General features: G+C 35.9%; 7 protein-coding genes. All 7 read right to left on the reverse strand.

Annotated elements, in window-relative coordinates; genetic code table 11:
• Positions 1-7 precede the first annotated feature (7 nt).
• Positions 8-3439: a polysaccharide lyase family 8 super-sandwich domain-containing protein gene (locus GJJ64_RS06465; protein WP_154286857.1), complete on the reverse strand. Its 3432-nt coding sequence runs from the start codon at positions 3437-3439 to the stop codon at positions 8-10.
• A gap of 186 nt (positions 3440-3625) precedes the next feature.
• A complete protein-coding gene (locus GJJ64_RS06470) occupies positions 3626-4042 on the reverse strand; it encodes a type II toxin-antitoxin system VapC family toxin (RefSeq protein ID WP_154286858.1) in 417 nt (138 codons plus the stop codon).
• Positions 4039-4293: a DUF6364 family protein gene (locus tag GJJ64_RS06475; RefSeq protein ID WP_154286859.1), complete on the reverse strand. Its 255-nt coding sequence runs from the start codon at positions 4291-4293 to the stop codon at positions 4039-4041. Before GJJ64_RS06475 ends, GJJ64_RS06470 begins: the two co-directional genes overlap by 4 nt.
• Positions 4294-4464: 171 nt before the next feature.
• Positions 4465-6564, reverse strand: a complete 2100-nt coding sequence (gene cslA / locus GJJ64_RS06480; protein WP_154286860.1) for a chondroitinase-AC — start codon at positions 6562-6564, stop codon at positions 4465-4467.
• Between the two features lie 9 nt (positions 6565-6573).
• On the reverse strand, positions 6574-7971 hold the full coding sequence (locus GJJ64_RS06485; RefSeq protein ID WP_154286861.1) for a sulfatase: 1398 nt from the start codon (positions 7969-7971) through the stop codon (positions 6574-6576).
• The gene (locus GJJ64_RS06490; protein ID WP_154286862.1) at positions 7972-11019 is read right to left on the reverse strand and encodes a chondroitinase family polysaccharide lyase; all 3048 of its coding nucleotides are present in this window, start codon (positions 11017-11019) and stop codon (positions 7972-7974) included. It lies immediately after the preceding gene.
• Between the two features lie 15 nt (positions 11020-11034).
• Entirely contained in the window at positions 11035-12606 is a 1572-nt protein-coding gene (locus tag GJJ64_RS06495; protein ID WP_229655478.1) for a sulfatase family protein, read from the reverse strand.
• Positions 12607-12736 lie beyond the last annotated feature (130 nt).

Consider the following 12736-nt stretch of genomic DNA (forward strand, 5'->3'; position numbering starts at 1 on the left):
TTTGGTTTTATATTTTTATAATTTTTTGTGTGATTTTCTTTTGATTTTCAGAGACTTGAAGTACATAAACCCCGGCAGATAAATAGGATATATCTAACATCAATTCCTGAGTAGCATTTACCAAATGACTCTGTTTGTAAAATTCTTTTCCTAGCAAATCCAGAATTTGAACCTCTATTTGTTTAGAAAAATAAGCAGGATAACGAATATTGATTTCTCTCTGGCTAGGGTTTGGATATATGGTAATTATTTCAATTTCTTGTTGAGGTACATCTACCAAAATCACCTTTTCGTAACTAATTGTCCCATCCAAATCTGTTAACAACAACTTATAATAAAGCTGTGGGTAATTACTCGGGTAGTTTTTGTCTACATAGCTGTAATTGTTTATAGATACAGCATTATTAGCAGCTTTTACCGTAGTAATTTCCTCAAAATCAACACCATTTGTACTTCTATAAAGAGTATAAACATCTGTATTATGTTCTGATAAGCTTTGCCATGTTAAGGCTATACCTTCCCGTTTTAAAGTCCCTTCAAAACCATGCATTTCTACAGGTAGGGTAACATCTTTAACCAATTTTAAAGTAGCAGAAAAACCATCTTTTAAAGTAAAACCTGCATTTAATCCGTTGGTTACTTGTGTAATGTTAGCATTATTGGTATTGGTTACTACTCGCCATTTTCCTGAAAGAGATACGGTTATTAAACTGGCAGATGAAACCCAATCACTATCTACATTGGCTACCGCATTTAAATCTGGATTAGCGATTTTAACAATTAAAGTGTCTCCCACTTCCCGTAGCGTTAGCAAAGCCCTTCCTGATATCCCTTTCAAATAACCTATGTTAATATTAGGCTGTGCTAAATAACAAGCATAAGCTCTTATCTGGGCCGGTAAATAATGTACAGCATGAACAGAATCTGTTTGTTTTAATACCTGATAAACTTCTCCGTTCCTAATTTTTTGTGCCAAGGCACTCATATCTTGAGGTGTAATACTTGGCACTACAGTATAATGGTATTTCGCTGCCGATGGCCTTGTACCATGTAATAACCAAGCTTTACTAGCATTAGCGGTTGAAGTAGTACTGGTATTATTAGTAATATGCTGCGGCGTAGATTGTTGCCCTCTAAAAACTTGTATATTTCCATTTCCTACCGGGATGTAGTAACCTGTAGTTTGCCCATTTACCAACCACACCGGATTAGTTGCCGTAGAAAGCTCTCCACTATAAGTAGCACTTGTTGGTGTTAAAGAGTTTAAATAAATAGATGGATTTGAACTGGCATTAATGCCTTGAAAAAGCGTAGTAATTACTTGATTGGTGGTATTGGTAGCGCTGATATTTGAGCCCAAACAAACCATCAAAGAATCAAAAGTAAAAACAGATTTTCTAAACCTTAGGTTATTAGCATTATATTTAGAACCTCCGTCTTCGATAAAATTCATTCCAAATACACCATAATTACCATCTGCTAAAGCACCTGCAAAATCATCTGCTTGATATTCTGATGCAGTACCACTTATAAGAGGCTTTAAATCATCATAAGCTAAACGCAAACTGGTTGTACCAGGCATCATGTTCCAATCCCAACCAGCACCACCAGCTATATAACCTGATGCTGCCAAACTACCATCGTATAAAACTTCTAAAGAACCGTAACTTTGGTAACGACCGTATCGGTTGGCTTCTGTATAAATTTCTGAACCAAACATAATATTGGTAAAACCCCGCATAGCTGCTACCCAATTTCCTTTCCTCATCACACCGGTTTGACCATAATTAAATTGGTGATAGCCATCTAAATTGATATTAGCGACACTGTATCTGTTGGTTTGGAAGATATAATTGTAAAACTTAGCCATCTCTGGCTCAAAACTACTTCCTACCAAATCTCCGCCAACGGTAATCAACCTTTCAAACGCAGTAACATTTACAGGAACATTAGACGGGAAAGGTCCTCTTCCAGAGGCTGCATGCGGATATATTGCTCCTTTTGAAGTTTCTAAAAACAAACTCTTCATGAAGAAACACATGTTTTGATAAGCCGCCTGACTAATTTTAAAAGGTGTAGCTCTAAGCTCAAATGCTCTGGCTATCCAAGTAGCATAAGCATAAGCATAGCTAATGTGTTGAGAATTATGGTGGAAGAATGTACCATCTGGCTTTATACCATCTAAAGCACCCTGGCTAATTTCTACTGCATAAGCAAGAAAACCAGAAAAACCTCTTAAATCTCTGGCAATTTCATCATTAGTTGCTCCTAGTAAAGCTAATTCTACCAAGAAATTAGATTTTACATGTACAAAATCTGTGTTTTGCCCAGGTATTTGATTAGTAGCGTATATCTTGTTAAACTCATTAGACCATTTTAACATTTTTAAGACTTCCGCTTTTAGTGTAGCATCTTGTATATAAGGATATGCCTCTAGAAAGCCTATTGGGAAATTACGTGACGCGGTATAATCATTATAAGGCATTATATTTCTGGCTCCTTCTGCTAAACCTTGCTCAAAAACCAAATAAGCCAACAAGCTTTGCAACTGATTATACGCTGTAACATCACTACTTACTGCATGAGCTCTAGCTAAAGCACCACAATGGGTAGAAATGGCTAATAAAGTAGCCTCATCAAACACATTAACACCTACACCTTTTAAAGAACCATCGGTATTGGTTGTGATAGATAAACTGCTTACGTAATCCTTTGCTGCTTGTAATACAGTGGCTGTTGGTGCTGCAAGTGTTCTATTATAAGTGGTTCTAATGCTTTGAATGGCAGAAATTTCTGCTTGAGTAGCAGCAGTAATATTTTGCTGTGGCTGATTTAACCAATTTGCCAAAGCCGAAGTATATGGCGAAGTAACCACAAAATGCTGACGGTCTAATATTAAATGCGGACCTGGTATTCTTTGCTCTGCGTTACCTACGAAAAGCATTTCATCAAGATAAAGCGTGTTTAAGGTACCTGATGCAGGACGATAAACCAACTCCATCCTATTTAAAGTAAAGGAAGAAGACTCGTTACCATTGTTGTAATCGTACCTATAACTTCTGTGGTATTCCCTCCACCCAGCATAGTTTAACAACATACGGCCTTGCCTTCTTAAGACACCGCCAGTATCGTAAAATCTAAAAAGTAAAGTATCATTGCTTTTTCTTGAGCTGTAAATTAAAAACTGGGCAGCACTTGCATAATAATCTCCTATTTCTGATGATGGAATATTTAAGCTATTTGCCGTCAAAACCGAGCCACTTTGAGGTGTCCATTTCAAAGCTTTTGTTCCGCCTTTCACATGCTCCTCGCTTAAAACAATTTGTCCGTTACTTGCCGTCCAATTACTAGGTATACTTGTATTAAAGTCTACAAAGCGTTGCTGTGCAAATACAGAAATGTTTGAACCCAGAATAAGCAGCAGTAAAAGTCTCTTCATAAAAATATCTTCAAATAATTGGTTTTAGCTTGGTTAGCTGTTATCCGAATTTGATGAAGTTTTAGTTTTTATGAGGGATAATAATTGGTTTGTTGAGGGGTAAATATTGGTTTATGAGGTTTTAAGGCAGATTTAGATGGTTTTTGGTTTTATATCTTGAGATTTAATTTTTTGAAAAAGTACAACCTATATTATAGTTTCTAAAAATTGCTTAGCTGTAAGAATAGGTAATTTTGAACTCTTAAAATCTTTAAGATTTCTAGTAATAATCAAATCCTGTTCATTTCCAATTGCGGTAAAGTACTGAATAGCGTCTTCAAAATCAATAAAAGTATCATCATTCAAAGCCATATCAATAATTTTATCATCAAACGGTAAAACGTGAAGAACTAACCTTAATTTTCTTAAAACCGATTTTGCTTTTTGAACACCTAACTGCTTTAATAATACATAGCTCGTATCCGCAAAAGTTAAAGATGAAACAGAAAGCTTAACTTGCTTTTTATCGGCCAAAGAGAATAATATTTCTGCTTCTTTGAAAAAAGGTTCCCTTCGTGATAATAAATCTATCACAATATTGGTGTCAACAAAAAGCTTTTTCATTTATACTTTTTGTCTAAGTAATCACGATAATCTTTCTTATAATCAAATTCTTCGGGCAGGTCAATAACACCACACAAGCTTTCTATGAATGGGGTTATGGTTATGTGTTTTTCCTCCTGAAACTTCTCTTTTGTAACGCTATCTAGATAAGATTCAATCATTTTTGAAAGACTCATATTATGACTTCGAGCATAGATTTTGGCTCTTTCTATAACATTTTCATTAAGTCTTAATGTTAATTTAGCTTCCATAGCAAAGTGTTTATACGTACAAATACAAAAAAATTACACGTCAAAACTATATTTTCTGTTTTACTATAAATTTAAATAGCCCATAGTTAAACCTTGGGCTATAAATGATATAATGATTTTTAATCATTTAATTATAATCAGCAAATCACTCTAGAGATTATTCTAGTATCCCTAAAAAGCCAGAAGAACTTCTTTACTAGAACCTACATAAGGTTTCTGAGGCATGTCTACTGCTATGTCTATCTTTTTGCCAGATTTAATATCGCTTATACTAAATTTGATTTGCTTTTCCTGCTGTAAAGGATCTGCAACGTATAAAGTCTTTTTACCTTTTATATTTTTAATCATGAAAACACAAGGTTTATCAGTTTTTATACTCAGCTCATCTGTTTTAACTTCTGTAGCCTCGTGTAAAACGGCCTGTAATATTTTTAAACCTTTGTGATAAACCACTTGCTGAATAGCCGTATTGCTGATGGTTTGTATCTGCTCTGGGTTAAAGCTTTTCACATCTTTTACTGCTGGTAAAACTACATAATTATAACTTGCAGCTCGTGGTTTGCTGCCATGGTTTATCCATAATTTAAATACATGACCGCTTATTTCGTTTTTAGGTTGTGAGTTATTGATTTTCTGCCATGTACCAGTTTGCTTTTGAGAACTAAGCTTTACATTTGCTCCACTTGGAAAATAATAAGCAATGCCATCATGTAGTACCCAACTATTATTATTTAAAGCGTATTCATTTAACTCATCTTTCTTTTGCGCTTTACCTACAGAAAGCTGAATATTGCCATTTAACCAAGCTTGGTTTAGCGTAGTAGTAACAGGTAAAGCACTGGTAGATTGTATATCTGCACCTAAACAAACAATTTCCTGATCAAAGAAAAACCATGCTTTTTTTGCGGTAACACCATCGTAATTTAAATGGTAAGCTGTAGCACCATAAACACCATCAGAAACGCCTCCTGCATAGGTATTTACTGCAAACTCTCCCCATTGTTTTTCTAACAAAACATCTTCAGGATTATCTACACTGGTTGTTCCAGGGATTTTATCCCACTCCCACAAAGGCATAATATCAAAATACTCTGGGCCTCTTACTTGTATATTAGTTGCTCCATCAGAAAGGTAGCGGCCATATAGATTTTCCTTATTTCCGCTTTCCGACCTTTTAGTACGATTACTTGCAATACGCACATGAAAAGCGTATTGAGGACGTACATGTTGAGTATAATCGCCTTTCCAATAATGTTGATGAAAAGGTTTAAGTTCATAATCTGGTGCCGCTAAGCTATCTACCCTTTGTCTGATGTTTTCCCACTCTTCTTCTCTTGTAGCATCAATTGATTTTACCGTTTGGATACGATACTTTTCAGAAGTTTTCTTGAGATTACCTTTTCTAGTAATACCTCTACCCTCTACATTAAAATCTATATATCTAGACCTAAAAGCATTGATAAAGGTTTGTCTGTAAAATTTAGAAAAAACCTCCAACTTCTCTACACTTAACGCATAAGGAGTTGCCTTTACGTAATTAGCAATTTTAGTTACCCCACCAATAAACACATTACCATAGCCAGAAATATACAATTGAGGTCCGTGTTGCAGGTAAGAATAATCATGTTGTAAGCCTTCTTCTGCTTCAGTTAAAACCACAGGTTCAAACAATTGGTCTAGGGATGACTTTAGTAAATCTTTATCTTCAGTAAGCAATGCTCTATAAAAATAATGCATGGCTATATCTGTTTTATTAGCTCCGGTTTTATCCTCAACAACACCTCTTTTCATTCGCTCTATAAGCCTTTTCTCAAATTCTTCTGGTAAATAGCTTTCACTAAACTTGAGCAAAATCAAAGATGCACCTATTCTTTGCGGTACGCTAATTTCATTATGCCACCAATTATCACTTTTAGGGTCTTTAGCATACCAATATTCATAAGCTTTGATGATAGCATCTAAAAAAGCTTTATTATTATAGTAAGAGCCACCTTTGTTAACGTAGGCTTGTATAAGTAAATGTATTTTTTCAAGATGATTTACAGGTGCCCAGTTAGAAATATCTCTAGCTTGATAATTGATATTGCTCCAGCTACCATCGGGCTGTAAAGCGTCTAAAGCAGCCTTTGCAGGAGCATCTGCTTTAGCCAAAGACTTACTCTCATCGTCAAAAATCCTTTTCATTATGGTGCCAAAAGGATAAGTTGCTTGTGCCTTTACCATAAAAGGTAAAAAACTGATAAAAATTAGGGTAATGAATACTTTTTTCATCTTTATTAATTAAGGATATTTAATCTCCATCTCTCTTCCAACCACTTCCATACGGTGCTTTTTTATTTGATTATCATCGCCATAATCACTTACCCAATGTGGTTGTTGCATTTTTTGCTCCCAGTTTTGGAGCTTCTTTTCTAATTGTTTTACTTTTTGCGGATAGGTATTCGCTAAGTTATTTTGTTCGCTTATATCATCCTTTAAATTGAATAAGAGTAAAGGATTATTAGCTGTTTTAATCAATTTCCAATCGCCACTTCTAACGGCTGCAGCTACGCCTCTTCGCCAAAACAAATCTTGATGAGGCATAGCTTTTTTAGGATTTAACAAATAAGGAAAAAGATTTACACCATCTAAAACCTGCCCTTTTAAGGCTTTCCCCTCACTAGCGGCAATAGCCGTAGGAGTAATATCCATAGCAGAAACCATAGGATGATAAATTTGATTAGCTGGTAATTTTGCAGGCCATTGCATGATATAGGCTACACGAATGCCACCCTCCCATTTAGAACCTTTTAAACCCCTTAGCACTCCATTATCAGCAGCGTTATTGGTTGCAGCGCCATTATCATTTAAGAAAACAATCAAAGTATTTTCGTAAAGCTTTTGCTCTTTTAAAGTAGCTACCAATTTACCTATGTTACGGTCTAAAGAAGTCATCATAGCTGCATAAGCTCTTCTTTCTGCGTTTTGGATATGAGCAAATTGTTGCATCAATTCTTGTTGCGCATTTATAGGGGTATGCACCGCATTATAAGCCAAATACATAAAAAATGGATTCTTTTGATTTTCTTTTACAAAAGATATGGCCTTATCGGTAAACATATCTGTAAGATAATACACCTCTCCTTCCGGTACAGCTTTTCTGTTGTGTAGCAATTGTAACTCTCGTTTAGGTTGCTTGTTATAAGCAAAAAAGTTACGATGCCCGCCAATAAAACCATAAAACTCATCAAAACCTCTATTTAAAGGGAAGTGCTTTTCTTCTTCACCCAAATGCCATTTACCAATCGCAATGGTTTTATAACCATTAGCTTGCATTTGGTTTCCTATGGTTTTCACTGATGGATTTAAACCAACATCTGTTAACTGAAAACCGTTAACGGGCTTGCTAGAAGTATTGTGCTCAAACCCGAAACGCTGCTGGTAACGCCCGCTAAGTAAACCCGCTCTTGATGGTGCACAAACTGCCGCTGTAACATAAGCATTTGTAAAGCGTACTCCGTTTTTTGCTAGTGCATCAATGTTTGGAGTAGGTATTTCTTTACCTCCGTAACATCCAAAATCAGCATAACCGGCATCGTCACTTAAAATAACAATGACATTGGGTTTTGCCTTTGACTGTGCTACTACCTGTAAAGTTATAGCACATAATAAAGTTGTTATAAATAGCTTGATGTTCATTTAATTTCCTTTCATTAATTTCAATGGAGTAGCCAAACCATAAGCACAATTTACTTTAATTAAAGTATTACCTTGGGTTGTTTTTGCAACTTCATATTTCTTACTATCATCGGCTTTTAGCCAATTACCTTTTAATTCTAACTGTATTACTGATGGTTGAGCATCGGTTTTAAACCAATAACGAGAGTAAATACTTACCTCTTTTCTAGTACCATCGCTGTTTAGGGGTGTTTCATCAGCACCTTGGTAAAAGCCCAAATCTGGGTCGGTGACAGCCAAATTTAATTTTTCTGCTTCTTGCTGATATAAAATTAAACAAGCTTTACTGTTGTTGATGATAAGCGGGTCTGTTGATTTACTATTTTCTTTAAAAAGAGCCAAACCTGTAAGTTGTTGTGCTATATATTTTACGCTATGTGCCTCAGCGTTTTTTTGCAAAACCTGATAAACAGGAGTTTTACCAGACATTTGCATTTTAAAAGCCTGCATTTTTTGATCATCAGCACCTATCAGCATAGCATATTCATAAGCTTCACTTTTGGGTGCAAAACCATGTTGTAAAACTAAGCTTGCAAAATTACCCTGCGTGTTTTGTGTATCTTTTTGGTCTCTAGATTGCTGCTGATTTTTACTTAAAGCCATTTTACTATTGGCAGTTAAATAATAGCCTATCCCTCGGTTATCCAATACGAAAGCTGGCTTTGTTAAAGCTTTAGATACTTGTGTAGGAAAATCAATTGGCTGATGATCAAGCAATACAGCTTCGCTAGGGTTGTTTAAATAGTTTTGAAAAATGGTTGTTTCTGTTGGATATTCCTTGATGTTATTTTCAATATCAGAACCTAAACACACTACCAAGCTATCAAACATAAACCAAGATTTTATCGCCTTAAAGCTTCCCAAATTGTATTTATCATGCCCTCTAAGCTTCATAGCAAAAAGCCCTTGTTGGTTTAAAGAAATACCTCCGGCAAAAACTTCATCTGTTAAAAGCATTTCTTCTACACCGCTAAAATCATCCACATTAAGAATATGAGCTCTTAATTTATCAAGCGGAACATGTAAAGTAGTTGCTCCGGGTATGCGGTTCCAATCCCAACCTTTATCGGCAAAATTACTTCCTGTATAGCCTGGCGTTTCTGGAAACAAAACTTCCAAATGCCCGTAATTTAGATACCTGCCAAAAACATTGGCTTTAGGGTAAGCTTCATGACTTACCATATATCTGTTATGACCTTTAACCGTTAGCAACCAGTTATTTCTTCTGTGGATAGCCAGTAAGCCATAGTTTAAATTCCAATGTCCGTTTGGGTATTTTGCAACTTGTACATCTGCTTGCTTAAATCTTTTCTCCCAAGCCAAGCTTTTCTTTTTAGATACCAACAAATAAACAGCAGCCATTTCTTTATCTATGGCTTCTTTACCATCAGGAGTACCGGCAAGCGCTAGGTAAGCATAAGGTTTGTCTGGTATGCTCCAAGTTCCTGTTGGATGCCTTCCCGAAATACTGATTGGCCATTTATAAGGATTGGTGTAATAATGCATCATCAATAAATTTTCTTTAAATTTTTGATGCGCTTCCTGCTCTACTTGATAACTTGTTTTACTCAGCACATAAACAATCGGAGCTAGACCATTATAGCCTCCAACACCATAAGCCGGATACAAAGTTGCATGATGAAAAACTGCTCCATCGGGTTTAAAAGCACCTGTTATGGCTACATTGGGTTTCATGTTAAAAGACAACCAACGCGAGTAATATTGTAGAAAGCGCATTTTTTCTGGAGTATCATCTAAAATTAAAATACTACTCAACATTCCTTGTAAAAGCGTATTTAAAACATCAATATTAGATTCTGGCATTTTTTCTGGCACTTCCATAGCTCGGCCCAAGCCGCTAAACCAAAACATACTTTTAAAAGTTTGTTCTAACTTTCCGGATGCCTTAATAACGTCTTTCATGAGTAGGCAGGCGGTATAATAATTTTCTAAATTATAGCCTAAATGATGCAAAGCGCCCATACCACTACCAAAAGACCAACCTTGATTTTCTGCATGGTCTAGCAGATTTATAAACATTGTTGCTAGCTTATCTTTATGGGTTTGGCTGGTACTAAAGTAATGAGCTTCTGCTACAGCTAGCATCAGATTACTATATTTACTAATATTTGTTGTAGCGTTAATTTTCTTTGCAGAGTCTAAATCATTTTCATTAAACAGTTCAATATCATTAGTAGAAAAAATGGTTCTTCCTGTAATAAATTGGCCGCTTCTCTTGATTGTCCAGAAGGCATAATCTTTTTCTAGTTTCCTGATAATAGTATCTGTTATAACTTTTTTTGAAGGAAGAATTACCTCTAAGAAACGTTTATAAATTTGGCTAACTTCTTTTTTGTCTTGTGTAGTTATAGCCGCTTTTAGAGGCAAGTTATCTGGCGTTGTGCTAAATTTATAGAGTGCATTCCAATGGGCATTTGCAGCATAGTCAGCATCTAAATTCACAAAAGGCACTTGAAAATCTCGCATAGGCGACCGTGGATTGATGTTTACCTGATACATCACTTGGTCTAGGTATAAGGTTCCCTTTTTTACTGTTGAAGGCGCTTTAATTTCTAAGCGATTCATATTGGGCTGTGGCATACCTTGCATATCGCGGTGGTACATCACCCAAGCTGTTCGCCAACCTTTAAAATTGAGGTTAAAATCAAATTTACAGGCTTCTTTATCTGCATTATAAAATGTAAAACTTAGTTTATCTGCAACAGGGTTTTCATTATAAATCCAAAAAACAAAAGTGCTGCGTTTGTCTGCAACTACCTTTTTAAACTCATCTGAAACTATATTTAAAGTACTTTCATTTCCTTTTGCCCAAGTCCATGCAACAGAACTTTCGCCCATTTTCTGATGTTGCGTACTGATGGCTAACTTACCGGCTTTAGCTTGCCATTGTTTAGGCACTTCTTTTTCACAAATATCTTTTTGTAGTTGCGCTAAAGCCTGATGCTGTAATGCAATAAACAAACAAAGTATAAATACTATTTTTTTCATGTTTGGGATGCTGATTTATTTGCTTAATCTGGTAACCTGATTTTCTTTAATACGCTTAAGCTCTTTAGCCAGCTTTAAGGCTTTTTTAGGTTTTTGGGTAAGTAAATCTTCCCGCTCTGATGGGTCTTGTTTCAGATTATAAAGCAAACCATTTGCTGAGTTACCACTTTCTATATTGGTTACCGGATATACCTCCGGACCTTTACCAGGTTCTATATATTTCCAATTGTTTTTAATAAGTGATAAAGTACCATTTACCGCATGTTGAACAATATAAGGCCTACTTTTAGCAGATTTTCCTAAAAGTGCATCCAACATATTAAAGCTGTCTGGAGCTTCGCTTACTGCTAAAGATTGCTTAGTAAGTGCTGCTAAAGAAGCATATAAATCAACCTGACTGATAGCCGCAGAAGAAACAGCTGGCTTTATGTTTTTTGGCCAGTAAGCTATAAAAGGAACTTTTGTTCCGGCATCAAAAGCGCTGTATTTACCTCCACGCAAATGAGCTGCTGGAGTGTGCCCGTTTAGCATTTCATTGGCAAAATCGGCATAGCCATCATCTAAAACAGGGCCATTATCGCTACTAAAAATAATTAATGTATTATCGGTCAGTTTTAAGCTATCCAAAGCTCTTACAACTTCACCAACAGTCCAATCGAGCTGTAAAATAACATCCCCTCTTGGCCCTAAACCACTTTTACCCACAAATTTCTGGTTAGGCGCTCTAGGTACATGAATATCATTGGTAGCCAGATATAAAAAGAATGGATTGTTCTTATTCTGAGCGATAAACTTTACAGATTGTGTTACGATATGAGCAGCCAATTCTTCATCTTTCCAGAGTGCTTTTTTGCCACCGCTCATATAACCAATCCTACTGATACCGTTTACAATGGTTTGCGCATGACCCTCGCTCAATTTCATTTTCAAAAGCTCGGGATTCTCTTCTCCTGTAGGCTCGTTTCCTACTTTTTTATTGTAATCAACTTCTATAGGGTCTTTAGGATCTAAGTTAATGATATGGCGATTTTCCATAAAAACGGTTGGCACACGATCTGCCGTCGCCGGGATAAGAAAACAATAATCAAAACCTATTTCTAGCGGGCCAGGCTTAATAGTACCATTCCAGTTGGGGCCACCATCTGGCCCTAAACCCAAATGCCACTTACCTACTGCACCAGTTTTATAACCTGCTTTTTGCAGCATGGCAGGTAAAGTTGGTGTTTCGGTTGGGATGATTAATCCTGCATTTCCGGGAGCAATATTTGTTCCTGATTTTCGCCAAGCATATTTACCCGTTAACAAAGAAAACCTAGAGGGTGTACAAGTTGCCGATGTAGCAAAGCCATTGGTGAAACGTAGGCCTTGTGCTGCAAGTTTATCTATATGTGGTGTTTTTATTTTGGCGGCACCATAACAACTTAAATCACCATAGCCTAAATCATCGGTATAAATAAGTACAATATTAGGCCGTTTTTGAGCAAAGGAAGTAGCACTAAAAATGATTAAGAAAAGTAAAAATTGGAATCTTAGCATGGTTATTTGTAAAAATTGGTTTAATCTGAATATCCCTTTAGGTTTATTCATTTATCCAAATATTCTACAAATTGATTACTCTTTAGGATAAAAATCGGTTATAATAGGGGTAAAAAATGGTTTGAGATATAAGTTGAAAGTTAAAGGTTGAAAGTAAAAAGTACCTCAATTACGGAAAGCT

This window comes from Pedobacter puniceum, from assembly GCF_009674685.1.
In the GTDB taxonomy this organism is placed as follows: domain Bacteria; phylum Bacteroidota; class Bacteroidia; order Sphingobacteriales; family Sphingobacteriaceae; genus Pseudopedobacter; species Pseudopedobacter puniceum.